We start from the raw sequence: 26,777 nt of genomic DNA, 5'->3' as shown, positions 1-26,777 counted from the left end.
CGAGAGCGAAAACTCAAGATTTTGTTACAGAAGTTGTAGCGGAGGCAGAATTTCAGGGTTGTTAGAAGAATTCTATGGGGTGAATGGACCCAAACTCTGCTCTTGGCACCGTGATGCCACGAGATTCTGCCGCATTTATACTGGAAGTTTGCTTGATTTATAATCATTTTAAGAGCGGCATTTTATTTTTTGACCATTTAGTCAATAAATTGCTTTGAAAGTGCTAAAACATGTGCAACGCTCTGGATATCAAACACGCCAGCAGGGAGGCACCTATGCCGAACAGCCAGTTTACCCCCGGAATCGCTTCGGGAAGGTTGTCAGACACGGACTACAACGAGAATTTTTCCGATCTTCACGCACCGCTTGAGGTCCATGAGGCCGCCGTTGCGGCAGATCGCTGCTATTTTTGTTATGACGCTCCATGTATGACCGCATGTCCGACGAGCATCGATATCCCATTGTTCATACGCCAGATTGCCACGGGAACACCCGACGCAGCAGCGAGAACAATTTTTAATCAAAACATTCTGGGAGGAATGTGCGCTCGGGTGTGCCCGACGGAAACGCTTTGCGAAGAAGTTTGCGTGCGCGAGACCGCCGAGGGGAAACCTGTCGAAATTGGCCGCTTGCAGCGATTTGCAACAGATACGTTGATGGCAAAGGGTGTTCATCCCTATGTACGGGCTGCGGCGACGGGCAAAAAAGTTGCCGTTGTCGGGGCCGGACCTGCGGGTTTGGCCGCGGCGCATCGGTTGGCGATGAAGGGGCACGATGTGACCCTGTATGACGCGCGCGCCAAAGCTGGTGGGTTAAATGAATTTGGGATCGCCGCCTATAAATCCGTTGACGAGTTCGCAGAACGCGAGGTCGCGTGGCTTTTGGAGATCGGCGGAATTACCGTTAAAACTGGGAAGGCGTTGGGAGGAAACCTCGCGCTTGAAACCCTTCGCGCGGAGTATGACGCTGTGTTCCTTGGTATTGGTCTTGGGGGAGTAAACGCTCTTCGTGCGCCAGGGGAAGACAAAGATGGTGTCTTGGATGCCGTTGGTTTTATTTCAGATTTGCGCCAAGCAGATGATCTTTCTGCCCTTCCCGTTGGTCGCAATGTTGTGGTGATCGGCGGCGGGATGACCGCCGTCGACGCCGCAGTCCAAAGCAAACTATTGGGGGCGGAGAACGTCACCATGGTTTATCGCCGTGGTAAAGAAGCCATGAGCGCAAGTGTTTATGAGCAAGAATTGGCAACGGCCAAAGGCGTTCGGATTATCTACAACGCGCAACCCAAAGCCGTGCTTGGAAATGGCGCCGCGTCAGGCGTTGAATTTGAATATACCACCTCGGAGCGCGGCGCGTTGCAAGGGACGGGGGAAGTTTTCACCGTTCCCGCGGATCAAGTATTCAAAGCCATCGGCCAAACGCTAATCGAAACCCCAGAGGGTATCGCAATGGCGGGCGGCAAAATCCAAACCTCGGAAACTGGCGCAACAAACATTGCGGGAATTTGGGCTGGCGGCGATTGCGCGAGTGGTGGCGATGATCTTACTGTCACAGGGGTCGCCCAAGGGCGCGATGCTGCCGAAGATATTCATACATTTTTGATGGGAGGTGCCTAAGTCATGGCCGATCTAACAAGCAATTTCGTTGGCATCAAATCACCCAACCCATTTTGGCTGGCTTCTGCACCGCCGACCGACAAAGAATACAACGTTCGCCGCGCCTTTGAGGCCGGTTGGGGTGGGGTTGTCTGGAAAACACTGGGTTCCGAAGGGCCGCCCGTTGTGAACGTAAACGGGCCACGGTATGGTGCTATTTTTGGCGCAGATCGCCGCTTGCTCGGTCTCAATAATATCGAGCTGATCACCGATCGCCCGTTGCAGACAAACCTTCGTGAAATCAAAGCGGTAAAGCGGGATTATCCCGACCGCGCGATGATCGTATCCCTCATGGTGCCGTGCGAAGAAGACGCGTGGAAAGCCATCCTACCCGTTGTCGAAGAAACGGGTGCGGATGGAATTGAACTCAACTTTGGCTGCCCCCACGGGATGGCGGAGCGCGGAATGGGCTCGGCCGTTGGGCAGGTACCAGAATACATCGAAATGGTCACACGGTGGTGCAAACAAAACACCCGTATGCCTGTGATTGTGAAGCTCACACCCAACATCACCGACGTGCGCAAGCCTGCGGAAGCCGCGCGCAGAGGCGGCGCGGATGCGGTGAGTCTGATTAATACAATCAATTCCATCACCAGCGTTAACCTTGATGCCATGAGCCCTGAGCCCATGATCGATGGCAAAGGCACACACGGCGGATACTGCGGTCCAGCGGTGAAGCCGATTGCGATGAATATGGTTGCGGAAATCGCCCGTAATGCCGAAACGGCGGGTTTGCCAATTTCGGGAATCGGCGGCATTACCACTTGGCGCGATGCGGCCGAATTTATGGCACTTGGTGCTGGCAATGTTCAGGTCTGTACGGCCGTTATGACTTACGGTTTTAAAATCGTCGAAGAGATGATTTCAGGTCTGAGCGAATGGATGGATGAGAAGGGCCACACCAATACCGCAGATTTCGTTGGCATGGCTGTGCCGAATGTAACTGATTGGCAGTATCTCAACCTGAACCACGTCACAAAAGCAGTCATCAACCAAGACGATTGTATTAAATGTGGTCGGTGTTACGCAGCTTGCGAAGACACAAGCCACCAAGCAATTTTAATGTCCGAAGATCGTGTTTTCACGGTGGACGACAGCGAATGCGTGGCGTGCAACCTTTGCGTTAATGTGTGTCCTGTCGAAAACTGCATCACGATGACAACGCTCGAAGATGGCGCGATTGACGAGCGGACGGGCGAGAAAGCCGGTGGGTATTCCAACTGGACACAACACCCCAACAACCCGTCGTTCGCAGCAGAATAACAGGTAATATCAAAAGCATTGAATATGGGGCCTCGTTGTTTTTCGGGGCCCTTTATGTTTGAGTAGGGGACAGAACCCGTGTAAAGATGGTGTCCAGAAAGGCCTCAGCATCCGGAAACGGGTCGGGCCGTTCTTCGCCTAAAACCATACGCACTTGTACGTCAAAATCGGCATAATGCTGAGTCAGGGACCAGATCGAAAACAAAAGGTGGCGTGGATCCACGGGGGCGATTTTCCCCGCGGCAATCCAGCCATCAATCACCAAAGATTTTTCGTCGACAAGACTTTTGAGCTCGCCCTCAATTGCGGGTCCAATTCGCGGAGCCCCTTGTAGTATTTCATTGGCAAACAGTCGGCTTTCGCGCGGAAAATCTCGGCTCATTTGCAGCTTTCGATGAACATATGCAAGAATTTCGTCGCGAGGATTTCCCTCAGCATTTAATTTGTACAACGGGTCGAGCCATGTTTCCATGAGGCCCTCAAGCAAAGTCGTATGGATGGCCTCCTTGGAGGCAAAATAGTAGAGTAAATTCGGTTTGCTCATACCCGCGGTTTTCGCGATATGGTCCAGCGTCGATCCTCGAAAACCGTACTGGGAAAAAACGTCCAAAGCGGCCTCAAGAATCAATGAGATGTTTTTTTGCTGGATTCGTGTCTTTGGTTGCTTGCTGTTCATTTCGGCCTCATCTCTCGGAACTCTCGCGCCGATTTTGGAATCGTCTGTGCCGCTTTTAACGGCCTGCTCAAAAATGTGCCAATTTATTTGTTTATTTCCCAGAAACCTGCCATTCCTATAGGAATTCTGCGTGAAAACTGGTCGAAAAACTTGACTGGTTTCTCACCTCTGTTAGCGTAAGATTGACCAAATGGTCAAACTATTTTGGGTGGCGGGATGCTAAATAACATGCCCGCCTAGGGAGGCCACAGTGGCAAACGATCACACAATTATTCCAAACGACCTATCCGCTTTTTGGATGCCATTTACGGCCAACCGCCAATTTAAGAAGGCTCCGCGCCTTTTTGTTGCCGCCGAGGGAATGTATTATACGACATCTGATGGTCAACAGGTTTTGGACGGAACTGCGGGTTTGTGGTGTTGTAACGCGGGTCATGCGCGGCCTAAAATAACTGAAGCGGTTCAAAAGCAAGTCGCCGAAATGGACTATGCTCCGGCTTTCCAGATGGGCCACCCGAAAGCGTTTGAATTGGCGAGTACTCTTCGGGATATGGCGCCTGACGGACTCAATCACGTCTTTTACACCAATTCCGGTTCGGAGTCGGTTGAGACTGCACTCAAAATTGCGCTGGCCTATCAGCGCACCATTGGGCAAGGCACACGTACACGGTTGGTGGGGCGCGAAAAAGGCTATCACGGGGTGAACTTCGGTGGGATATCCGTCGGCGGACTTGTGAACAATCGCCGGATGTTTGGCACCCTTTTGAATGGTGTTTTGCACCTTCCACATACTCATTTGCCCGAGAAGAATGCTTGGACCAAGGGCCAGCCAGAGCATGGCGTTGAGCTTGCGGATGACCTTGAACGGATGATCGCATTGCATGGTGCAGACACAATTGCAGCTGTCATTGTTGAGCCTATGTCAGGGTCGGCGGGTGTGTATATGCCGCCCAAGGGATACCTCGAGCGGCTGCGCGCACTTACAAAAAAACACGGTATCCTCCTGATTTTCGACGAAGTTATCACGGGATTTGGGCGCCTTGGCTCAAGTTTTGGCGCGGAGCATTTTGGTGTTACACCCGATTTGATTACCTGTGCTAAGGGATTGACGAATGGTGTGATTCCGATGGGCGCCGTTCTGGCTACTTCTGAAATTCACGACGCGTTCATGACCGGTCCCGAGCATGTGATTGAGCTTTTCCATGGCTATACCTATTCGGGAAATCCGGTGGCCTGTGCTGCGGGTTTGGCGACGCTTGAAACCTATCGCGAGGAAGAACTGTTCAAACGGGCTGCGGATATGGCTCCCTATTGGGAGGAAGCATTGCACAGTCTGAAGGGGTTGCCGCATGTGATTGATATTCGCAACATGGGCTTGATTGGCGCGGTGGAATTGGAGCCAATTCCGGGCGAGCCGACCAAGCGCGCGTTTGATGCTTTCTTGAAGGCTTATGATAAGGGAGTTCTCGTTCGGACCACGGGTGACATCATCGCTTTGAGCCCACCGCTGATTATTGAAAAAGAACATATTGATAAACTTATCGGGACGTTATCGGACGTTCTTAAGTCTTTGGATTAAGGAGCATCCCATGGCAGCACCAGGTGAAAACCTCAAAATTAACGGCGAACGTCTTTGGGAAAGTCTCATGGATATGGCAAAAATCGGACCGGGTATTGCTGGCGGAAATAATCGTCAGACCCTAACGGATGAGGACGGTGAAGGGCGCGCGTTGTTCCAGAAATGGTGCTTGGATGCTGGCTGTACGATGGGCCTTGATCAGATGGGAAATATGTTTGCGCAGCGGGACGGGACGGATCCCGATGCGCTGCCGGTTTATGTCGGCAGTCACTTGGATACGCAGCCGACAGGTGGAAAATACGATGGGGTTCTTGGCGTTCTTGGCGGGTTGGAACTCCTGCGCACGATGAATGATTTGGGGATCAAAACCAAACACCCAATCGTGGTTACCAACTGGACCAACGAAGAGGGCACGCGTTATGCGCCCGCCATGTTATCGAGCGGAGTTTTCGCGGGAATGCACACTCAAGAGTGGGCGTACGAGCGCGAAGATGCGGAGGGAAAAACGTTCGGCGACGAGTTGAAGCGGATCGGATGGCGCGGTGACGAAGACGTCGGCGCGCGGAAAATGCATGCGTTCTTTGAGTTGCACATTGAGCAGGGGCCAATCCTTGAGACCGAAGGAAAAACCATTGGCGTCGTGACCCACGGACAGGGACTCTCTTGGACAGAAGTTACCATCACGGGCAAAGATTCTCACACGGGATCGACTCCGATGCCGATGCGCCGCGATGCAGGGTTGGGTTTGGCGCATGTTCTTGAATTGGTGAACCAAATTGCGATGTCGCATGCCCCCCATGCGGTTGGCGCGGCGGGCCACATTGATGTCTATCCAAATTCGCGCAACGTGATTCCGGGAAAAGTGGTTTTCACCGTCGATTTCCGCTCGCCCGACCTCGCAGTCATCCAAGATATGGAAGCGCGTCTGCGCGAAGGGGCGCAAGCAATTTGTGACGAAATGGGCCTTGGGGTTTCGTTTGAAAAAACGGGTGGATTTGATCCTGTTACTTTTGATGAAACCTGCGTAACGGCCGTTCGCAATGCCGCCGAGCGCTTGGGGTATTCACATCGCGACCTGATCTCTGGTGCAGGGCATGACGCCTGTTGGATCAACAGAATGGCACCGACCGCGATGGTTATGTGCCCCTGTGTTGATGGCCTTTCTCACAATGAGGCCGAAGAAATATCTCAAGAATGGGCGACCGCAGGCACAGATGTTCTGCTGCACGCCGTTTTGGAAACAGCTGAGATTGTTGAGTAATCTGCTCGTCTCGCTGTCATTGGAAGGAAAAATGCTATGACCAAAGTCATCAAAAACGGAACCGTTTGCACTGCGGATCGCACGTGGAAGGCGGATGTTCTGATTGAGGGCGAGACCATCAAACAGATCGGCGAAAACCTCTCGGGCGACACATATATTGATGCGGAAGGGGCCTATGTGATCCCCGGCGGGATTGATCCGCATACCCATCTTGAGATGCCCTTTATGGGCACGACGGCGGCGGAGACTTTTGAGAGTGGAACATGGGCCGCGGCGGCCGGTGGCACCACGATGTTGGTTGATTTCTGCTTGCCCGGCCCTGATGGCTCGATAAAAAACGCGATCAACGAGTGGCACCGCAAATCCGCACCGCAAATTTGTTCCGACATCGGCTATCATATGGCGATCACGGGCTGGAATGAAGACATCCACCGCGAGATGAAAGACGCGGTCGATATGGGCGTTAACTCGTTCAAGCATTTCATGGCCTATAAGGGCGCATTGATGGTGGAGGACGACGAAATGTTCGCATCTTTCCAGCGCTGCAAGGAGCTTGGTGCGCTGCCGATGGTGCATGCCGAGAACGGTGACATCGTTGATATCCTTCAGAAAAAATACTTAGCCGAAGGCATCACAGGCCCAGAAGGGCACGCCTATTCGCGTCCGCCAGAACTTGAGGGCGAAGCGGCAAATCGTGCGATTACGATTGCCGATGCCGCGGGAACGCCGCTCTATATTGTCCATGTTTCTTGTGAGCAGGCGCATGAGGCCATTCGTCGGGCGCGTCAAAAAGGCATGCGGATTTACGGCGAGCCGTTGATTCAATTCCTGACATTGGACGAAAGCGAGTATTTCAAAGGCGATTGGATGCATTCGGCGCGGCGCGTAATGAGCCCGCCGTTCCGTAATAAAGAGCATCAAGCCAGCCTTTGGGCGGGTCTTCAGAGCGGGTCATTGCAAGTGGTCGCGACGGACCATGCCGCCTTTAATTCAGAGCAAAAACTGATGGGGAAAGATAACTTTTGCCTCATTCCGAACGGCTCAAATGGGGTGGAAGAACGGCTTGCTGTTCTCTGGACAGAGGGCGTTGAAACGGGCCGCTTGACCCCCAATGAATTTGTGGCCGTAACCTCAACAAACATTGCCAAAATCCTAAATATATATCCGAAAAAAGGGGCGATAATGGAAGGGGCCGATGCAGATATCGTTGTTTGGGACCCAAAAATTTCAAAAACAATCAGCCAAGCCAATCACCATTCTGTCTTGGATTACAACGTGTTTGAAGGGTTCGATGTTAAAGCTCAAAGTCGTTATACCTTGAGCCGTGGCGAAGTTATTTGGGCATGGGGGCAGAATAGCCAGCCTCAACCTGGGCGCGGGCGCTTTGTACCAAGGCCGGCCTTCTCGAGCGCTTCAAAAGCCTTGAGTAAGTGGAAAGAACTCAACTCTCCACGCACAATTAAAAGGGATCCAATGAACATTCCTGCGGGAATCTAAATCAACGTGCCGGCAGTGTCGGCACGTACAAAAATGACCGGAAAACCGGCAATCTCAAGGGGGACGGCGTGAGCCAAGCAACTGTAATAGAAGCTAAAAATCTGGACCTGACATTTCAAACAAACGATGGTCCAGTCCACGCGCTAAAGGATATTAGCCTTAAGATCAACCAAGGCGATTTTGTTAGCTTCATCGGACCGTCGGGGTGCGGAAAAACTACGTTTTTACGTACGATTGCTGCTCTTGAGACGCCGTCGGCTGGGGAATTGACCGTCAAAGGAATGAGTGCGGAGGAAGCACGTCAGAAGCGCGCCTACGGGTTTGTTTTTCAGGCGGCGGGCCTTTATCCGTGGCGCACGATTGCGGGGAATATCCGACTGCCCCTTGAAATCATGGGGTTTTCTAAGTCTGAGCAAAATGAGAAGGTCGAGAAAGTACTCGAACTTGTTGAGTTGGCGAATTTTGGCAATAAATTTCCGTGGCAGTTATCAGGTGGTATGCAACAGCGCGCGAGTATCGCGAGGGCCCTTGCGTTTGACGCCGATATTTTGCTGATGGATGAACCCTTTGGTGCTTTAGACGAGATCGTGCGAGATCATTTGAATGAACAGTTGCTAAAGCTCTGGGCGCGAACCAACAAAACAATTGGCTTTGTTACGCACTCGATTCCGGAAGCCGTGTATCTGAGCACCAAGATCGTCGTTATGAGTCCGCGGCCCGGACGCATTGCTGACGTCATTGAAAGTACGCTGCCCAAAGAACGGCCGCTGGACATTCGTGAAAGTCCCGAGTTTATCGAAATTGCACATCGGGTGCGGGAAGGCTTACGTGCAGGTCATAGCGATGATTGATGTGGGCTTGTTATTTTCGAACATCGACTGGCAAAACAGTGCGATATTGGAAGGGAAATTCTCTTATGCGTAGCATTTTTCCAATATTGACGGTTGTTACGGCAATCATTGTTGTTTGGTATTTTGGAACTTACCAAATGAACAAAACCTGGACGCAAGACCAAGCGCGGCGTGCAAATGTTGAGCTTACGCTGAACGAAATCGTCGCGGATACAATGGCCCAAGACCGGCCCAAGCTCCCGGCTCCCCATCAAGTGTCGCAAGAAATTTGGAAAACTACGGGCGCCATGGTGCTTGAGGGCAAGGGGCTGTCTAAACGGAGCTTGATTTATCACGGGTGGATTACCTTGAGTTCAACGTTGGTTGGTTTCGCCATCGGTACCATCGGTGGAATTCTATTGGCCGTGGGCATCGTCTACAACAAGGCGATGGATATGAGCGTTATGCCGTGGGCGATCGCTAGCCAAACTATTCCGATCCTTGCCATCGCGCCGATGATCGTGGTCGTTATGAACTCTATCGGAGTGCAGGGACTGTTGCCCAAGGCCATTATTGCAGCCTATTTGTCGTTTTTTCCGGTCGTTGTTGGCATGGTGAAGGGACTGCGTGCACCCAATAATATGCAACTCGATCTAATGAAAACCTACAATGCCAGTGGGGCTGAGACGTTTTGGAAATTGCGTCTCCCAAATTCGATGCCCTACTTTTTTACAAGTCTAAAAATCGGGATTGCTGCGGCGCTGATCGGTGCGATTGTAGCGGAACTTTCATCCAGCCCGTTGCGTGGTTTTGGCGGCCGAATGTTGACGGGGAGTTATTACGGGCAGACCATCCAAATTTGGAGCGCCCTGTTCTCCGCGGCGGTTATGGCGGCCTGTCTCGTTGGATTCATTGGGTTTTTACAACGCGTCACGTTGCGTAGAATGGGGATGACACAATGATTTGGATCGTTTCTGTACTGCTTTTTTGGGCTGCGGCCATGGGTGTGAATATTAAAATCGCCAATAGCGTTTTGGCGAAAACGCGTGCGGGAAAACTTTTTGTGCCGACACTGTTTGGCGTCACAATTCTGGTTGTTTGGGAAGGGCTTGTGCGGGGCATAGAAGTGCCTGCCGTAATTTTGCCGCCGCCAAGCGCCATCGCGGTACGGCTGAGTGAAAGTCTACCAATTCTTTGGACGGATTTTGTTCAAACCTTTGTAAAGGGCGCTTTGACGGGGTATATCATCGGTTGTGGGTCCGCGTTTCTGATCGCAATTGCGATTGATCGCTCTCCGTTTTTGCAACGCGGCTTGCTTCCTGTGGGTAATTTTGTCGCGGCCTTGCCGATAATTGGTACTGCGCCTATCCTCGTGATGTGGTTCGGGTTTGATTGGCATTCTAAAGCCGCCGTTGTTGTTGCGATGGTGTTTTTCCCGATGCTGGTTAATACGGTTCAAGGGCTAAAAGAAACAGATGCAATGCAACGCGATTTGATGCAAAGTTACGCAGCAAGTTATTGGCAAAGCTTGTTTAAACTGCGCCTTCCTGTTGCGATGCCGTTTGTTTTTAATGGGCTTAAAATTGCGACAACACTGGCGCTTATTGGGGCAATCGTTGCTGAATTCTTCGGTTCTCCGACGCGTGGGATGGGGTTTCGCATTTCAACGGAGGTCGGGCGTTTAGGGCTTGATATGGTGTGGGCAGAAATTACGATTGCGGCAATTTCGGGATCGTTGTTTTATGGAATTGTGGCGTTCGTTGAGAAAAAGGTAACCTTTTGGCATCCGTCTCAGCGGCGTCGGTGATAATTAAAAAAACTAATCAACATGGGAGACTACCAATGAAAAAACTACTGACAAGCGCTCTAGCTTTGGGCTTTGCTGCGGGTGCGGCGAATGCTGCTGATGATCTTACTTTGCAACTTAAATGGGTAACGCAGGCTCAATTCGCGGGCTATTACGTGGCTCTTGATCAAGGATTTTACGACGAAGAAGACCTGAACGTTACGATCAAACCCGGCGGCCCCGATGTGGCGCCAGCACAGGTTATCGCGGGTGGTGGTGCCGATGTTGTTGTGGATTGGATGCCTTCTGCTTTGGCCGCGCGCGAGGCGGGACTTCCGCTCGTGAACATTGCACAACCGTTCAAAAGCTCCGGCATGATGCTTACGTGTCTCAAGGAAAGCGGCATTGTTGCTCCCGCTACGGATTTCGCCGGAAAAACACTTGGTGTTTGGTTCTATGGCAACGAGTATCCTTTCCTGAGCTGGATGAGCACCCTTGGCTACACCACAGAGGGTGGCGACGGTGTAACTGTTCTAAAGCAAGGGTTTAACGTTGATCCATTGTTGCAGGGGCAGGCCGATTGTGTGTCGACAATGACCTATAACGAGTACTGGCAGGTGATTGACGCAGGGCTTACTCCTGATGATTTGGTGACGTTCAAGTATGAGGACGAAGGCGTTTCGACACTTGAAGATGGTCTTTACGTTCTAGAGGACAAGCTTGCTGATCCTGCGGAAGTCGACAAGCTTGAACGCTTTGTGCGTGCTTCAATGAAGGGCTGGAAATGGGCAGAAGAAAACCCAGACGAAGCTGCGTCAATTGTTTTGGACAATGACGAAACAGGTGCGCAAACAGAGAAGCACCAAGAGCGCATGATGCGCGAAATTGCTAAGCTTACAGCGGGATCAAACGGCGCGCTCGACATCGCGGATTATGATCGTACGGTTGCGACTCTCTTGGGCGGTGGCTCTGATCCTGTCATCTCCAAAATGCCTGAAGGGGCCTATACATTGGCCATCACAGACGCCGCATTGAAATAGGCGACTGATTTTACTTTCGAGGGCGTCTCCTTTGGGGGCGCCCTTTTTTGTCGCACGCTTGCCAGTCTTTGATACTTCCGAAGCACAACAAAAAAGGGCCACCCCGACAAGGAGTGGCCTTAACTCTCACGATTTTAGCTGAATTACTTTAGCTGAATTACTTTAGCTCGATACGGGTCGAGATAAGCTCATCTACAACACCTGGGTCCGCCAGAGTCGACGTATCGCCCAAGGAGCCATAGTCATCTTCGGCAATTTTGCGCAAAATACGGCGCATGATTTTTCCAGAACGCGTTTTTGGCAATCCCGGGGCCCATTGGATGATATCGGGTTTGGCAATCGGGCCAATTTCCGTACGGACCCATTTCTCAAGATCTTTGCGGAGTTCATCCGTTGGCTCAATACCGTTCATCAAGGTGACATAGGCGTAAATGCCTTGGCCTTTAATGGGGTGCGGGAAGCCAACAACCGCCGCTTCGGCGACATGGGCATGGGCCACCAATGCACTTTCGACTTCGGCAGTACCCATGCGGTGGCCAGAAACGTTGATCACATCATCCACGCGACCAGTGATCCAGTAATACCCATCCGCATCGCGGCGACAGCCATCGCCCGCAAAATAATACCCTTTGTAATCGGAAAAATAGGTCTTCTCGAACCGCTCGTGGTCGCCGAAAACGGTCCGCATTTGGCCGGGCCAGCTTGTTTTGAAACACAGAACACCTTCGGCCTCGGTCTCATGGATTTCTTCGCCCGAGGTCGCGTCAAGTACGACAGGAGCGATGCCAAAGAAAGGCAGGGTTGCGGAGCCAGGTTTCGTAGCAGTTGCGCCGGGGAGGGGGGTCAGAAGGTGACCGCCGGTTTCGGTTTGCCACCATGTGTCAACGATGGGGCATTTGCCTTTTCCGACCACGTCGTTGTACCAATTCCACGCTTCTGGATTGATGGGCTCGCCCACGGTTCCAAGTAGTTTGAGGCTGGAAAGGTCATGTTTTTCAACGGGTCCGTTTCCGTGCGCCATGAGGGCGCGAATGGCTGTTGGGGCTGTATAGAATTGGTTGACTTTGTGTTTCTCGCAAACCGCCCAGAAGCGCCCCGCGTCGGGGTATGTCGGCACACCCTCAAACATTATAGTCGTCGCGCCATTGGCGAGAGGGCCGTAGATAATATAGCTGTGACCCGTAACCCAACCCACATCGGCCGTACACCAAAAGACGTCGCCGTCATGGTAATCGAAGGTGTACTGGTGCGTCATCGCGGCGTAAACGAGATAGCCGCCGGAGGAGTGGACAACGCCCTTGGGTTGGCCAGTGGAGCCGGACGTGTAGAGCACAAACAGTGGATCTTCGGCATTCATTTCTTCGGGGGCGCAGTCGGTGCTAGCTGCGGCCATTTCCGCTTTGACGTCGATGTCGCGCCCTTCAGTCCAAGTGGTTTGGCCGCCCGTGTGTTTTACCACCAAGCATTTTACTTTGTCGTTACAGTGCAAAAGTGCCGCGTCTGCGTTTGATTTGAGGGCTGTATTGCGTCCGCCGCGCGGGGCTTCGTCGGCTGTAATGACGAGTTTCGCCGCGCTGCCGTTAATGCGATTGGCAAGCGCATCCGGTGAAAATCCAGCAAAAACAATAGAGTGCACCGCGCCGATGCGCGCGCAGGCCAACATCGCGTAGGCGGCCTCTGGGATCATGGGCATATAAAGGACAACGCGGTCGCCCTTGGTTACGCCTTGAGATTTAAAGACATTCGCAAGCCGACAGACGTTTTCATGCAGCTGTTTATAGGTGATGTGTTGCGCGGGGGTGTCGGGGCTATCAGGTTCAAAAATGATCGCCGTTTGGTCGCCGCGCGTTGCAAGATGGCGATCGATACAATTGGCAGCCACATTGAGGGTTCCGTCGGCGTACCAATTGATGTTCACACTTCCGAGTTCGAAATTCGAGTTTGAAACTTCGGTATAGGGCTTGATCCAGTCAATCCGCTTGCCGTGCTCGCCCCAAAACGCATCGGGGTCCGCGATCGACGCGGCATACATTTTTTCGTAAGTGGCTTTATCTGCGTGAGCCTCTGCAGAAAATGCGGCGCTGGGTGCGTAGGTTTTATCACTCATTTGAAGTCTCTCCTCCCGATGTGCGCAGCGTGAGGAGACTGGGCACAAATTCCTTGGTCGATGTTTACCACTTTTTGCGCAAAGCGCGAGGGGTGGTCCCGCATTTTTCTGCGGGGCCGTTTGAAACTGCGCCGTGCTTTAAATAGCGAGGTATTCCGCGCGCAATTTGTCGTCGTTAAGGACCTCGTCAGCAAGGCCGTCAAAAACGACGGTCCCGGTATCCAAAATGACCGCACGATCTGCAAGTTTTAGCGCACGAATGGCATTTTGCTCAACGATCACGGTGGTGATGCCTTGCGCTTTGATGATGTTGAGGGTTTTCTCAATCTCGTCAACGATGACAGGCGCAAGCCCTTCATAGGGCTCATCTAGCAACAAAACCCTAATATCGCGGGCAAGGGCGCGGGCGATGGCGAGCATTTGTTGCTCACCGCCCGAAAGCGTGACGCCTTCCTGCTTGCGACGTTCGCCAAGGCGCGGGAACAACTCATAGAGGCGCTCAAGCGACCAGCCAATAGGCTCGGCAATCTGCGCAAGTTGCAGGTTCTCTTCAACCGTAAGACCCTGAATAATTCGGCGATCCTCGGGAACTAGGGCCAAGCCTGCACGCGACGCTTCATGCGCCTTCATTTTATGCAAATTTTGATGATCGAGCCAGATTTCACCATGGGTAAGCATCGGATCATCGAGACGTGCCAGAGCCCGTAAGGTTGAGGTTTTACCCGCACCATTGCGGCCGAGAAGGGCAAGGATTTCGCCTTCATGCACGTTAAAACTCACCCCTTGGACGATGTAGCTCTCGCCATAGTAAGCATGTAAATCCCAGACGGAGAAAAAGGCCGGAGCCGTGGCGGCGTGGTTTGCGTTTTTCGCGAGAGCCATGTGGGCCTCCTATTCCTGAGTTTCGCCGAGGTAAGCTTCTTTTACCTTGGGGTGACCCTTGATGTTTTCGGGGGTGTCTTCGACCAATGGAGTGCCTTGGGCGAGAACGGTGATGCGTTCCGCGAGCGAGAAGACCACATGCATGTCGTGCTCAATGATGGCCATAGTAATGTCGCGGCTATCTTTGATTTCCTTGAGCAGGTCGATGGTATTATTGGTATCGGCGCGCGCCATGCCAGCCGTTGGTTCGTCTAACAGCAACAGGCGCGGTTCTTGGACCAAGCACATGGCCATCTCAAGGCGTCGCTTATCCCCGCGAGAGAGGGAGCTTGCTGTCATGTGCAGTTTGTCTTGCATATTCACATCGAGCAACATTTTTTCTGCTTGCTCGTTGATGTCCACTTCGTTTTCAACGGTTTCCAAGGCGTGCAAGCGGTAGGACCCGTCACGTTTTGCAAAGCAGGGGATCAGAACGTTTTCTAAAACCGTGAGATCGGCAAAAATCTCGGGTGTTTGAAACACACGGGAAATGCCCATCTGATTGATTTCATGCGGCTTACGCCCCAAAACAGATTGGCCGTCGAACATCACTGAACCCGTATCGGGAATGAGTTTGCCAACCAAAACGTTGAGGAGGGTGGATTTACCGGCCCCGTTTGGGCCGATAATTGCATGAACGGTGTTTTCAGCAATGCTGAGGTTGACGTCTCCGAGTGCCTGGAGCCCCCCAAACCGCTTGCCGACGTTTTTTACTTCTAGAATACCCATGTTCGTATCCTTTCTTATTCGGCCACGTGAGGAGTGGGTTTCGGGGCATGCGTTTTGTTAGAGTTTGGATCCCCCCCGCCACTGCGCTTGTTTTTAATCCATTTCGTGATGCGTTGTCCGCCTTCCATCAGCCCTCCTGGCAGGAAGATCACGACGAGCATAAAGAGCGCGCCAAGGGTCAGGTGCCAGCCTTTGCCAACGAAGGGGTGGATCAGCGTCACAAGGAGGTTTTCCAGACCATCAGGTAGGAAATTAAACCAACCGTGCAAAACCGTATCGTTGATTTTTGAGAAGATGTTCTCGAAATACTTGATGAAGCCAGCCCCAAGGACAGGGCCCATCAATGTACCTGCACCGCCGAGAATGGTCATGATGACAACCTCGCCAGAAGCGGTCCATTGCATTCGTTCGGCGCCCGCGAGGGGATCCATCGAGGCCAGTAAACCACCCGCCAAACCTGCGTACATACCCGAGATCACGAAAGCGGCCAAAGTGTAGGGACGCGCATTCAAACCAGTATAGCTCATGCGTGTTTGGTTGGTTTTAACCGCGCGCAACATCAGCCCAAAAGGGGAGCGGAAGATGCGCAGGCTGATGTAGAAGGCAATCACTGCAATCACGCCACAGAAGTAGTAGCCAACGTTGAAGGTGAATACGTGTCCAAGGACTTCCCATTTGGCGGAACTGTTCATCGAAAGGCCAAAGAGGTTGGTGTTTGGAAGCGAACCCGAAGTGTTTTTCGCCATAAGGATGCGCGGATCATCTAGGGCCAATTGCAAGCCGGTTTCCCCGTTTGTGATGGGGGTAAGTACCGAATAGGCGAGGTTGAAGCTCATCTGTGCCAAGGCAAGGGTGAGGATTGAGAAGTAGATCCCAGACCGGCGCAGAGACACATATCCGATCACAAGAGCAAAGAGGCCCGAAACAACAATCGCCAAGATAATTCCGGGAATGACGTTTACGGTGAGGAGTTTCATCATCCAGACCGCGGAGTAGGAGCCCACGCCCAGAAAGGCCGCGTGCCCAAAGGAGAGGTATCCCGTAAGACCAAAGAGGATGTTAAACCCGATCGCGAAAATACCATAGATCGCAAAGCGTTGCATGAGATCAGGGTAGCCCGCGTTGAATTGCGCCAAGCCGGAATTTTCGGCGAAAGGTTGCGTGAGAAACGGCGTCAACATGGTCAAAGCGATCACGAGCAGCAGAAATTTGGTGTCTTTTTTGTTGAGACCTAGCATGATTATTCCTCCATCACACCTTTGCGGCCCATAAGTCCGCGAGGACGGGTGAGCAGAATGATAATTGCAACCAGATAGATGATGATCTGGTCAATTCCAGGGATGATGTCTTTGATCCAATTCATGGAAGCAAAGCTCTCAAGTATCCCTAGCATGAAGCCCGCAAGCACGGCGCCCGGAAGGCTGCCCATACCGCCAACAACCACAACAACAAAGCTTAGTACGAGGAAGTCCATCCCCATATGGTAGTTGGGCGAGTTGATCGGCGTATACATCGCCCCAGCAACCCCCGCGACGGCGGCCGCAATCCCGAACATAAAGGTAAAGCGTTTGTCGATGTCGATGCCAAGGAGCCCGACGGTTTCGCGGTCGGCCATACCGGCACGCACAACCATCCCAAAGGTGGTGAATTGCAAAAAGCTAAAGACCGCACCAATCACCACGAGGGAGAAGCTAAAGTAAACCATGCGCCAGTAGGGGTAGATGATTTTATTTGCGTCCATACCAAAGGCGAGGCCAAAGTCAAACGAGCCTCTGAAGACATCCGGGGCCGGTGTAGGAATGGGGTTTGCGCCGTAGATCGCCTTGATGATTTCCTGAAGGACAATCGCCAACCCGAAGGTCACAAGGATTTGGTCCGCGTGGGGGCGTTTGTAGAAATGTTTGATTAACCCGCGCTCCATAACGAAGCCGACAAGGATCATGAAAGGTATAGCAAGGAGGAGGGAAAGTGGGACCGCCCAGTCGATGATGGCTGCACCCGTTTCGGGGCCAAACCATGCTTCAACATAGGGGGTCTTGATCTCAGCGGGATTGCCGAGGAAATCAACTTTCGTCTCGTCCAACTTGACGGATGACAAACTTAGGAGTCTGCTAAAGGTGACGGCACAAAATGAGCCAAGCATGAACAGCGCACCGTGGGCAAAATTGACCACCCCCAACGTGCCGAAAATTAGAGTTAGGCCCAAAGCGATCAGCGCATACGCAGACCCTTTGTCCAACCCATTCAGAATTTGAAGAAGGAGCGTGTCCATTATCCCCACCCGATTTTTTTATGATTTGGGGCGCCTACATTTGTAGGGCCAAGGGGGTTGGGCGCAACGCATGCGCCCAACCATTGTCGATCAAGCCTTAAGCGCCTGGGTTACATTGACCCAAAGCACCACCCGCAAACATGGGGTTGTCTGGGGCGTAAGTCACTTGGCTTACTGGGGTAACTTCAACGATTTCAAGAAGGTCAAACTCGTTTTCTGGGTTCTCTTTACCCTTCACAACAAGCACGTCTTTGAAGCACTGGTGATCTTCGGCACGGTAAAGTGTTGGACCGTTGCCAAGACCATCAAACTCAAAGCCTTCAAGCGCTTCAACGATACCACATGGGTTAAACGTACCCGCGCGTTGTGCCGCATCCGCATAAAGAAGTGTCTGACAGTAAACCGTGTGTGCGGCCTGACTTGGTGGGAAGCCATATTTCGCGCCAAAGGAGCGCACGAAGGCTTGCGACGCTTCGTCCTGAAGGGACCAGTGCCAGTTTGTCGATCCAAAGATACCTTTAACGTTTTCGCCCGCACCACGCGCCATGAGGCGGGAGTAAAGAGGCACAACAATTTCAAAGTTCTTGCCGTTGACTTGCTTTTCACGCAGGCCAAACTGAACCGCGTTGGTTAGCGAGTTCACCATGTTTCCGCCGTAGTGGTTCAGAACCAAAACATCTGCGCCGGAGTTCAACACAGGTGCGATATACGAGCTGAAGTCTGTAGAGGCGAGCGGTGTGCGCACCTTGTTCACAGTGGTCCAGCCCATGGCTTCTGTGGCTGCGGCGATGGACTCTTCTTGTGTCCAGCCCCATGAGTAATCCGCCGTCAAGTGATAGGCGACGCGGTCGTTACCATAGAGTTTCTCAAGCACAGGCGCCAAAGCAGCGGCAGACATGTAAGCGTTGAAGAAGTGACGGAAACCATTGGCTTTTTTGTCTTTACCAGTGGTGTCGTTGGAGTGTGTCAGGCCGGCCATGAAGATCACGCCTGCTTCTTGACAGAGACCTTGAACCGCAATCGCAACACCCGAAGATGAGCCGCCTGTGATCATCACAGCGCCGTCTTTTTCGATCATGGATTTAGCAGAAGCCCGCGCTGCATCGGATTTAGTTTGTGTATCGCCGGTTACGAATTTGACTTCGTTACCCAGAATACCCGTGCCATCCAATGTCTTGGAGCTAAAGGTGTTCATCATGCCGCCGTCGCCGCCACCGTTCAGGTGCTCAACTGCGAGTTGGTAGGCACGAAGTTCGTCAGCACCCTCGTCGGCATAAGCGCCAGTTTGGGGTACGTTAAAACCAAGCGTTACGCCACTGCCGTCAGGGGCATTGGTATAGGCCGCTGCGGACGACGCTGTGAAAATCGTGGGAACAGCAAGACCAGCGCCAGCGATGGCACTGGTTTTAAGTAAACCACGACGAGTGAGTAAATTGGACATTCATATCCTCCCGATTGAATTAAGTAACATATGCCTCCTCCGCATATGCCACTCGCCCTTTACAGAACATGAACAGTATTCGTCCGGGTTCGAAAATTTCGCAACAATAGCTTTTAAACAAAGATTATTTTTGTAAAGATATAGACATTAAAAGTGATTGATGTGTAAAGTTATTAACGCGCACGCGCAGAAAATGCTGCATTTGTTGAGGTTTCCGCGGGAGGAAGCATGACGTCACACCAATTGACAGGCCATAGAATACGAGATCGAAGGGTCGCAGTCGGGCGAAGACAGGGGGAATTGGCCAGGCAGGTCGGAATTTCACCGTCCTACCTCAACTTGATCGAACACAATCGCCGCAGAATCGGCGGGAAACTGTTGATGGACATCGCACGGGCCTTGGCGGTTGACGCGTCGGCCCTTTCTGAGGGCACAGAAGCCACCCTTTTGGCCCGCCTTCTTTCGGCCGCGGCCAGCCAAATGGCGAGTGCCGCCGAGATCGACCAAATAGAGGGGTTTGCCGCGCGGTTTCCGGGGTGGGCGGCGCTGCTGGCCAGTCAAACACAACGGGTTTCTGCGTTGGAGCGCCAAGTCGAGGCCCTGACGGATCGGCTTGCACATGATCCTATTCTCTCGGGGGCGCTGCATGAGGTTCTCTCAACCGTGACGGCGATCCGCTCTACTGCGGCTATTCTGGCCGATCCGCAAGACATGGAGCAGGCGTGGCGCACACGTTTTCAGCGCAACCTCTATGAGGATTCGGTACGCTTGGCCGAGTCTTCGCAGGCTTTAGTGACGTATCTCGATCGCGATGAGGCGGCTTCCTCACTGGCGGGGACTCCTATCGACGTTTTGGAGGCATACTTACGAGAGCATAGTTTTCATCTTCCTGCGCTAGAGGTTGGCGATGCGGATATTCCCAATCTTGTCATTGCAGCAGGAATTGAAGGCGATGCCGCTCAAGAGGCGGCGCGCCAGTATTTCACGCGCTATGTGCAAGATGCTGCGGCAATGCCATTGGGAGCGTTTCAGCAGGAGGCCATCCGCGCACAATACGACCCCGCAAAGCTAGCCCGCGCTTTTTCCACCAGCATTCCCGCCACCATGCGGCGCCTCGTGACCCTCCCTGTCGAAACGGAAAACGCCGCCATTGGCCTTGCAATTTGTGACGGCACGGGGGCTTTGGTGCTGAGGCACGCAATCGGCGGATTTCCTTTACCAAGGTTTGGGGGGGCGTATCCAGAATGGCCACTGTATCAAGCTCTGAGCCGTCCAAATTTACCCGTGCGGCGCCATATTCAACAGGGGCAGGGCAGTTCTGCGCGCCAGTTCCTCGTCTATGCAATCTGTCAGTCGGTCGCGCCTCTTTCGTTTGATGTGCCACCGCAACTAGAGGCAACTATGTTAATTTTACCCGCAGCGCTTGTGCCAGATATTATTGGGGCCACGCCCGATCTTTTCCTGTCAAACACGCCTGTAACCCGGATCTAGCCGGTTTTGCGATTGCGTCGCATCAAAGTTGCTTTTGACATGAGGTAAGAGTATCGAAATAATCAGGGCACGTAAAATGGGAGGTGGAGGCCTCCTGACAGGGGGTTTCGAACTGGCTGTCGAATGGGGAGGGATAGATGGGCAAACATGTCCTATTGATTGAAGATGAACCGAATATTGTCGAGGCGATCCGTTTTATTCTGGCGCGTGATGGCTGGCGGGTGGATACCCATGCGGATGGACGCTCGGCTGTGAATGCGGTTCTTGATGTCGCACCCGATGTGGTGATTTTGGACGTTATGCTGCCTCATAAAAGCGGGTTTGACATCCTGAAGGAGCTGCGCGAAATCGAAGCGACCGCGACGTTGCCCGTGTTGATGCTTACAGCGCGCGGCCAAACCAAAGACCGCGCATTGGCCGAGAGTTACGGGGTGAGCCATTTTATGACCAAGCCCTTCTCCAACGCCGAAGTCCTTGAAATCATGCAAACACTTTGCCCCGCATGAACGAACCATCGCGCCCCCTCTTTGTGGCGCATGCCACCTATCGGGCGCGCCGAACTATGGACGCAGCCCGACTTTTGCCACTGTTGGGCGTCATTCTTCTTGTCGGCGTTCTGACCTTGATCCGCAGTAATGCCTCCGATGACGGGATCTCTGGGTCGGTGTTGTTTATGTTTGGGGTGTGGGTCGTTTTGATTGCGCTGGCGGCGCTTTTGGCTCGGCCGTTGCATCGTATCGGGCGCAAAGAGTATAAAGCGTCCAAGTCGGACCACGAGGCCTAGAGATGGTCCCGTTTAATGCGCTAATTGCCGTCTGCCTTACCTATGTTGTCGCCCTGTTTCTCATCGCCTTTTTCGCCGAAAAACGCGCAGCGGCAGGGAAGCTTGGCTGGCTGCAATCCCCGCTGGTCTATACGCTATCCCTATCGATTTATTGCACCGCTTGGACCTTCTATGGTGCCGTTGGATATGCGGCGCGCTCAGGGCTTGAGTTCGCGACAATTTACATCGGCCCCACGATTGTGATGATCGGGTGGTGGTGGTTTGTCCGAAAACTGGTGCGAGTTGGGAAAATGCAGCGGATCACCTCCATTGCCGATCTTATTTCCTCGCGTTTTGGGAAGTCGACGTCGCTTGGTGTTATCGTCACTTTGATGGCGGTCGTTGGGTCTACGCCATATATTGCCTTGCAGCTTCAATCGGTTACGCTCTCATTTTCGGTTTTTGCGACACATAGCGGCCAAGGTGCCAGCATGGATTTGAACGCCACCGCACTTTGGGTGGCGATCGGGCTTGCGGTCTTTACGGTGTTATTTGGAACCCGCAATCTGGACGCCAACGAGCGCCATCACGGCGTGGTGACGGCCATCGCAGTTGAAGCGGTTGTAAAACTTGTCGCGCTCTTGTCCGTCGGTATATTTGTGGTCTGGGGCGTGGCGGATGGTATGGGGGATACGCTGGCGCGGATCGACGCGTCGCCGCTCTCGGACATCCCCCCCAACACCAGCCGCTGGATCAGTTTGACGTTCCTTTCGGCGGCCGCGTTCATCTGTTTGCCGCGCATGTTTCAAGTCATGGTGGTGGAAAATTCCGACGAACGCCACGTGGCCACAGCGAGTTGGGCTTTCCCGCTGTATTTGTTTTTGATGTGCCTCTTCGTGCTGCCAATCGCTGTGGTTGGCCTGGAACTTTTGCCCAATAATAACCCCGATCTATTCGTTCTCAGCCTGCCGCTATCGATGAACCAAAATGGCCTTGCGATGTTGTCCTTCCTTGGCGGTTTTTCCTCCGCCACATCGATGGTTGTTGTTGCGGCCATTGCCCTGTCGACGATGGTGTCAAACCACATTGTAATGCCGCTTTGGCTCTCAAAAAACCAAAGTGGTGCGACGGTTTCGGGCGACGTGCGGCGTGTTATTCTTCTTGCGCGTCGCACATCGATCGCGGGTATTTTAGGGCTTGGCTATATATATTATCGTTTCTCTGGTGGCGGCGCGGCACTCGCGGCCATTGGGTTGATCAGTTTCGCGGGGGTTGCGCAGTTTTTGCCCGCCCTCGTCGGTGGTATGTTTTGGCGCGGAGCAACATGGATCGGGGCCATCGCGGGTCTGTTGACGGGGTTTGCGATCTGGGCCTATGCGTTGTTTTTACCCAGCCTTGGTGCCAATGGTCTTATGAGTGCCTCTGTGATGGAGTTTGGCCCTTTTGGGATGAGTTGGCTTGCGCCGCAATCTTTGTTCGGTATCAAAGGCTTGGATCCCGTTGTTCACGCGATAGTCTGGTCCACATTCCTGAATACTTTGGCGTTTTGTACGGTATCTTTACTGAGTTTCCCCTCTCCATTGGAACGCCTGCAAGGAGCTCAAATCGTCAACGCATTTGAGCATTCGACGACCGCGCAAGAGTGGAGGGGGCATGGCGGCGAAGCAGAAGATCTTCTGGTGATGTCCCAACGTATTCTGGGGGCGGATCAGGCGCAGAAAGTGTTTCTTCAGGCCGCAAAATCACAGGGAAAACAGGGGTATCTGCCCGATACTTCGCCAGATTTCCTCAGTCGAATTGAGCGCGAATTGGCTGGATCGGTTGGCGCTGCAACCGCGCATGCAATGGTTGGGCAGATCGTCGGCGGGGCCGCAGTTTCGGTTGAGGATTTGATGGCGGTGGCCGACGAAACGGCCCAGATGTTAGAGTACTCAAGCCAGCTTGAGAACAAAACCGCAGAGCTTGGGCGCACGGCACTTCAATTGCGCGAAGTGAATGAAAAACTGACCGAATTGTCGATCCAAAAAGACGCCTTTTTAAGTCAGATCAGCCATGAGTTGCGCACTCCGATGACCAGTATTCGCGCCTTCTCAGAGATTCTGCGCGAGGAGGGAAAAATGACGGATTCCGAGCGTAAAAAATATTCGAGCATTATCCATGACGAGACCCAACGCTTGACGCGGCTTTTGGACGATTTACTCGATATTTCGGTGCTGGAAAACGGGCAAGTGAGCTTGAATGCACAGGATGCCACGTTGGGCGTGTTGCTTGATCACGCAGTTTCGGCGAGTATTTCGCATGATGCCCATCCGATCACCGTGATACGGGATGCGGGGCGCGAAATGGTTCCGCTTCATACTGATAGTGATCGATTAACTCAGGTCTTTATCAATCTGATTTCAAACGCACAAAAATACTGTGACGCCGAAACACCTGTGCTGCGTATTCACGTGCGAACACCAACACCGGATGGGTGGATTGAGATTATTTTCGGCGACAATGGATCAGGAATTTCGAACAAAAACCAAGGTTTGATTTTTGAGAAATTTTCTCGCCTCGGGGATCAGGCCGCAGCAGGAGGGGCCGGGCTTGGCCTTGCGATTTGCCGTGAGATTATGATCAATCTTGGCGGCGAAGTGAGCTATTTACCAGGGCAGAGTGGCGCGGCGTTCCGCGTTTCATTCCCGAGTAAATTGCCTGACCGCAAAGTAACCCATGCGATGTTGGACCTTCCAAGCGAGGAAATCGCGCTCTAAGGGTTAATTTTTGCGAAGTCGTGGCCACTAGTAACGAATTCTCAACCATGTTTGCCCAAAAACAGAGGGTATGCCATTGGGAATTCAAGGAATATGACTGCCGACGCGGTTCAATCAGTACTAAAACGCTTGATGGAGCGGGTCGGGGAGAGCCCCGACCTGTCGTTGATGACGCCCTGCAAAGCGATGCGCAATGCTCTTCCAAAGGCGGCGGATCATGCACTGGACCTACCGTTGATCGTGTCGGATGTTTCCCTGAAAAGTCACACTCGCGAAATGTTGCTCAGTAAACTTGAGGACAACCGCCTGTACATGCTCATACAATCTACGGACGATCGTCTCGGCATTGCGATTCCGGATGCGGCCCTATTGGCGAGTCTGATTGAGATTCAAACAATAGGGGATGTCTCACCGAATCCGCCGATTGCGCGGCGCCCCACCCGTACGGATGCGTCCTTGGTAGAGCCATTTCTAGATGCCGTTCTTGCCGAATTCGTGCATCAGCTTGCGGGCAAGGAGGAACTTCCGCGGTTTCTTGGGTTTTCCTATTCCCGTGTTATCGAAGATCAGCGCCATCTGCCCCTCGTTTTGCCAGAAGACGATTATGCGTGTTTTGAGATTGCAGTGGGGTTGGGCAAGGTGGCCAAGCCCGCTTCCTTGATCCTCGCCTATCCGAGCTTGCGGGTGGATACGAAAGCATCCGAGGATGTCGGTCCCTCCAAAAAATGGACGACAAAACTCGAAGCAGGGGTGATGGGAGCCGAGGTGGAGATTGACGTGACCCTGCATACGTTCACCATGCCGTTGGACGAAGTCCCCAATCTTGTCGTTGGGTATGAAATTATACTGCCGCGTATGTCCGTGAACACCCTTAAAGTAAAAGGGAGCGATGGAAGCGTCGTCGCTCAGGGATCGTTGGGCCAGTCCAACGGTTTTCGCGCGGTAAAAATTTCGGGTGGTGAGGGTGCTAAGACGGCGCAGTCAAAGTCCTCGATGGCACAAATGAATGGAAGTCCGCTTGAGGCCATGGGACCCGTCGATGGGCCAATACCTGTCACCGCGACGGATGCCGTTTTGCCAATGGACACCGGAGTTCCGAAAGATTTTTCCGATATGAGTCCACCGGATGAAGTGGACGAGCCTGACGACGGATTGGGCGATTTTCCGGCAATGGACGATTTTCCATCCATGGGTGACTTGCCACCGATGGACAATTTACCACCGATGGGCGATTTGCCAGACCTTGATTTCGAGATGGACGTGAGCCCAATTCAAATCGACTAGGAAAGTCCTATTTTTCGGCGAGAATGTCGAGTTGGTTGCGCATGGCTTCAAGCTGATAGCCTGCCGCCTCGCCTGCCGCAATGATTTGGCTTGTGGATATTTTTCCGGCACTTCCCAAGGCCCAAACGACAGTTGAGCGATTTCCCGAAGCGCAATATGCAAAACACTTGCCAGTCGCGGTTTCGATCTCACGGGCCTGAATATCGAGAATATCTTGGGTCAATTGCCCATGGACGACGGGGTTGATCACAAATTTCAGCCCCGCAGCTTCCACTGCGGCCTTGATTTCCGCCGCCTGTAGGGCTGGTGGAACTTCAGAATCCGGTCGGTTGCAAATGACCGTGGTAAAACCAGCATCCACCAAGGCCTGAACATCGTTTGGCTCAATCTGGGCAGAAACGGCATAGGTATCTGTAATCGTTTTAATATCCATGCCGTCTCTTACCACGTGATTTAGGCGGATTCTAGCCGAGATTTTAGCCTTGGCGCGAAAATCATTCCAAGCGTCATGAAGGCAACAAATGTGAGGCCTCCCACACCGCCAAAGCTCAAAGATGCAATTGCGGGACCAGGGCAAAGGCCAGCCAACCCCCAACCGGCCCCAAACAAAACCGATCCAACCACAAGGCCGCGACCAAGGCGTGGTTCTGGTGGTGCAGGGAATGTGCCACCTAATTTTGGCGTGCGCCCTTTGGAATAAGCCCATGCTACCGCCATTGGGAGGATAGCGCCGCCCATGACGAAGGCGAGCGTCGGATCCCATGATCCAAAAACGTCGAGCCAGCCAATAACGCGCTGGGTGTCCGTCATCCCAGAAATCAGCAACCCTGTGCCAAACAGGCTTCCGGCGAGAAGAGCATAAAAGTTGCGCATTAGATCACTCCCAAGATGTGACGGAACAGAACGACTGTCAGGCCGCCCGCTAGGATATAAAAAACGGTTGCAACGATGCCGCGCAACGAAAGACGCGAGATACCGCAAACGCCGTGGCCCGACGTGCATCCGTTAGCGATGCGTGTGCCAATTCCAACCAAAAGGCCCGCGGCGGCTACGATAAACAGGTTGGAGGTAACGTTGGTTTGGGAGGGGTAAACCGTGGCGGCCAAAATCGCGGGTACGATGAAAAGTCCTGCCAAAAACGAGCCGCGTTCCATGTTGCGACCCGACCCATCAATGAGACCACCGATGACACCGCTTGCGCCCATAATGCGACCGTTCATCAACAAATATACTGCTCCAGCACACCCTATGATGAGCCCGCCTATGAGGCCCATAATCCAACTTTGTTCCATTCTTCGACACCTTTTCCTGTGATTCCCCGCTGGGATGAAAAGATATATAGGCAAACTTTGATATATCTCAAGGCCGAAGCGAAAAAGCACTGTATACTGACAGCATTGACGTGGGGCTATTTTGGCGAATCGCG

24 protein-coding genes are annotated in these 26,777 nt (G+C 52.9%); 14 read left to right on the top strand and 10 right to left on the bottom strand.

All coding sequences use genetic code 11. The features are described 5' to 3' along the window. The first annotated feature begins 275 nt into the window (after positions 1-275). Both AB9F29_RS17510 and preA read left to right on the top strand, forming a co-directional pair. Positions 276-1,616, top strand: coding sequence for an NAD(P)-dependent oxidoreductase (locus AB9F29_RS17510; RefSeq protein ID WP_369756583.1), 1,341 nt, complete (start codon positions 276-278; stop codon positions 1,614-1,616). Positions 1,617-1,619: 3 nt separating this feature from the next. Beyond that, positions 1,620-2,918, top strand: coding sequence for an NAD-dependent dihydropyrimidine dehydrogenase subunit PreA (preA, locus tag AB9F29_RS17505; protein WP_335585749.1), 1,299 nt, complete (start codon positions 1,620-1,622; stop codon positions 2,916-2,918). 52 nt (positions 2,919-2,970) lie between these two features. Here the strand turns inward: preA and AB9F29_RS17500 are convergent, their stop codons facing one another. Further along, positions 2,971-3,594, bottom strand: coding sequence for a TetR family transcriptional regulator C-terminal domain-containing protein (locus tag AB9F29_RS17500; protein ID WP_335585748.1), 624 nt, complete (start codon positions 3,592-3,594; stop codon positions 2,971-2,973). A 298-nt stretch (positions 3,595-3,892) separates the two neighbouring features. On the opposite strand from AB9F29_RS17500, the gene AB9F29_RS17495 reads away from it, so the two are divergent. From AB9F29_RS17495 to AB9F29_RS17465, 7 genes are all read left to right on the top strand, one after another. Then, entirely contained in the window at positions 3,893-5,173 is a 1,281-nt protein-coding gene (locus AB9F29_RS17495) for an aspartate aminotransferase family protein (protein ID WP_335585794.1), read from the top strand. A 10-nt stretch (positions 5,174-5,183) separates the two neighbouring features. Next, entirely contained in the window at positions 5,184-6,434 is a 1,251-nt protein-coding gene (locus tag AB9F29_RS17490; protein WP_369756582.1) for a Zn-dependent hydrolase, read from the top strand. A gap of 36 nt (positions 6,435-6,470) precedes the next feature. Continuing rightward, positions 6,471-7,931, top strand: a complete 1,461-nt coding sequence (hydA, locus tag AB9F29_RS17485) for a dihydropyrimidinase (RefSeq protein ID WP_335585746.1) — start codon at positions 6,471-6,473, stop codon at positions 7,929-7,931. A gap of 68 nt (positions 7,932-7,999) precedes the next feature. Beyond that, complete coding sequence (locus AB9F29_RS17480; RefSeq protein WP_335585745.1) at positions 8,000-8,782, top strand: ABC transporter ATP-binding protein; 783 nt, start codon at positions 8,000-8,002, stop codon at positions 8,780-8,782. Between the two features lie 65 nt (positions 8,783-8,847). Continuing rightward, positions 8,848-9,723, top strand: coding sequence for an ABC transporter permease (locus AB9F29_RS17475; RefSeq protein ID WP_369756581.1), 876 nt, complete (start codon positions 8,848-8,850; stop codon positions 9,721-9,723). 38 nt (positions 9,724-9,761) lie between these two features. Next, positions 9,762-10,568 carry an ABC transporter permease gene (locus AB9F29_RS17470; RefSeq protein WP_369756617.1) on the top strand — a complete coding sequence of 269 codons (807 nt, stop codon included), beginning with the start codon at positions 9,762-9,764 and terminating at the stop codon, positions 10,566-10,568. 35 nt (positions 10,569-10,603) lie between these two features. Continuing rightward, positions 10,604-11,587, top strand: coding sequence for an ABC transporter substrate-binding protein (locus AB9F29_RS17465; protein ID WP_335585742.1), 984 nt, complete (start codon positions 10,604-10,606; stop codon positions 11,585-11,587). Between the two features lie 157 nt (positions 11,588-11,744). Here AB9F29_RS17465 and acs read toward each other — a convergent pair whose 3' ends face one another. From acs to AB9F29_RS17435, 6 genes are all read right to left on the bottom strand, one after another. Then, a complete protein-coding gene (gene acs / locus AB9F29_RS17460) occupies positions 11,745-13,694 on the bottom strand; it encodes an acetate--CoA ligase (RefSeq protein WP_335585741.1) in 1,950 nt (649 codons plus the stop codon). Positions 13,695-13,832: 138 nt separating this feature from the next. Further along, positions 13,833-14,576, bottom strand: coding sequence for an ABC transporter ATP-binding protein (locus tag AB9F29_RS17455; RefSeq protein ID WP_335585740.1), 744 nt, complete (start codon positions 14,574-14,576; stop codon positions 13,833-13,835). Between the two features lie 9 nt (positions 14,577-14,585). Next, positions 14,586-15,344, bottom strand: coding sequence for an ABC transporter ATP-binding protein (locus AB9F29_RS17450; protein ID WP_039002515.1), 759 nt, complete (start codon positions 15,342-15,344; stop codon positions 14,586-14,588). Positions 15,345-15,358: 14 nt separating this feature from the next. Further along, positions 15,359-16,582: a branched-chain amino acid ABC transporter permease gene (locus AB9F29_RS17445; protein ID WP_369756580.1), complete on the bottom strand. Its 1,224-nt coding sequence runs from the start codon at positions 16,580-16,582 to the stop codon at positions 15,359-15,361. Between the two features lie 2 nt (positions 16,583-16,584). Next, complete coding sequence (locus tag AB9F29_RS17440) at positions 16,585-17,616, bottom strand: branched-chain amino acid ABC transporter permease (protein WP_335585738.1); 1,032 nt, start codon at positions 17,614-17,616, stop codon at positions 16,585-16,587. 97 nt (positions 17,617-17,713) lie between these two features. Continuing rightward, on the bottom strand, positions 17,714-19,057 hold the full coding sequence (locus AB9F29_RS17435) for a substrate-binding protein (protein ID WP_335585737.1): 1,344 nt from the start codon (positions 19,055-19,057) through the stop codon (positions 17,714-17,716). Between the two features lie 228 nt (positions 19,058-19,285). On the opposite strand from AB9F29_RS17435, the gene AB9F29_RS17430 reads away from it, so the two are divergent. The 5 genes from AB9F29_RS17430 (at position 19,286) to AB9F29_RS17410 (ending at position 25,351) form a co-directional block, all read left to right on the top strand. Continuing rightward, entirely contained in the window at positions 19,286-20,548 is a 1,263-nt protein-coding gene (locus tag AB9F29_RS17430) for a helix-turn-helix domain-containing protein (RefSeq protein ID WP_369756579.1), read from the top strand. Positions 20,549-20,685: 137 nt separating this feature from the next. Then, the gene (locus AB9F29_RS17425; RefSeq protein ID WP_039002511.1) at positions 20,686-21,054 is read left to right on the top strand and encodes a response regulator transcription factor; all 369 of its coding nucleotides are present in this window, start codon (positions 20,686-20,688) and stop codon (positions 21,052-21,054) included. Beyond that, positions 21,051-21,332, top strand: a complete 282-nt coding sequence (locus AB9F29_RS17420; RefSeq protein WP_335585735.1) for a hypothetical protein — start codon at positions 21,051-21,053, stop codon at positions 21,330-21,332. The genes AB9F29_RS17425 and AB9F29_RS17420 overlap by 4 nt, the downstream gene beginning before the upstream one ends. A 2-nt stretch (positions 21,333-21,334) precedes the next feature. Further along, positions 21,335-24,067 carry an ATP-binding protein gene (locus AB9F29_RS17415; protein WP_369756578.1) on the top strand — a complete coding sequence of 911 codons (2,733 nt, stop codon included), beginning with the start codon at positions 21,335-21,337 and terminating at the stop codon, positions 24,065-24,067. A gap of 93 nt (positions 24,068-24,160) precedes the next feature. Then, complete coding sequence (locus AB9F29_RS17410; RefSeq protein WP_369756577.1) at positions 24,161-25,351, top strand: FliM/FliN family flagellar motor C-terminal domain-containing protein; 1,191 nt, start codon at positions 24,161-24,163, stop codon at positions 25,349-25,351. Positions 25,352-25,358: 7 nt separating this feature from the next. On the opposite strand, the gene AB9F29_RS17405 is transcribed toward AB9F29_RS17410, so the two are convergent. From AB9F29_RS17405 to AB9F29_RS17395, 3 genes are read right to left on the bottom strand one after another with little or no spacing between them, the layout of a single operon-like run. Beyond that, positions 25,359-25,784 carry a TIGR01244 family sulfur transferase gene (locus AB9F29_RS17405; RefSeq protein WP_369756576.1) on the bottom strand — a complete coding sequence of 142 codons (426 nt, stop codon included), beginning with the start codon at positions 25,782-25,784 and terminating at the stop codon, positions 25,359-25,361. Positions 25,785-25,804: 20 nt separating this feature from the next. After that, the gene (locus AB9F29_RS17400; protein ID WP_335586252.1) at positions 25,805-26,224 is read right to left on the bottom strand and encodes a DUF6691 family protein; all 420 of its coding nucleotides are present in this window, start codon (positions 26,222-26,224) and stop codon (positions 25,805-25,807) included. Then, entirely contained in the window at positions 26,224-26,643 is a 420-nt protein-coding gene (locus tag AB9F29_RS17395) for a YeeE/YedE family protein (protein ID WP_335586251.1), read from the bottom strand. Before AB9F29_RS17395 ends, AB9F29_RS17400 begins: the two co-directional genes overlap by 1 nt. Positions 26,644-26,777 lie beyond the last annotated feature (134 nt).

Origin of the sequence: Falsihalocynthiibacter sp. S25ZX9 (genome assembly GCF_041205405.1) — a bacterium.
Lineage (GTDB): Bacteria > Pseudomonadota > Alphaproteobacteria > Rhodobacterales > Rhodobacteraceae > Falsihalocynthiibacter > Falsihalocynthiibacter arcticus.
The sequence above is the reverse complement of the archived record's forward strand: the minus strand, read 5'-3'. Positions and strand labels throughout refer to the sequence as shown.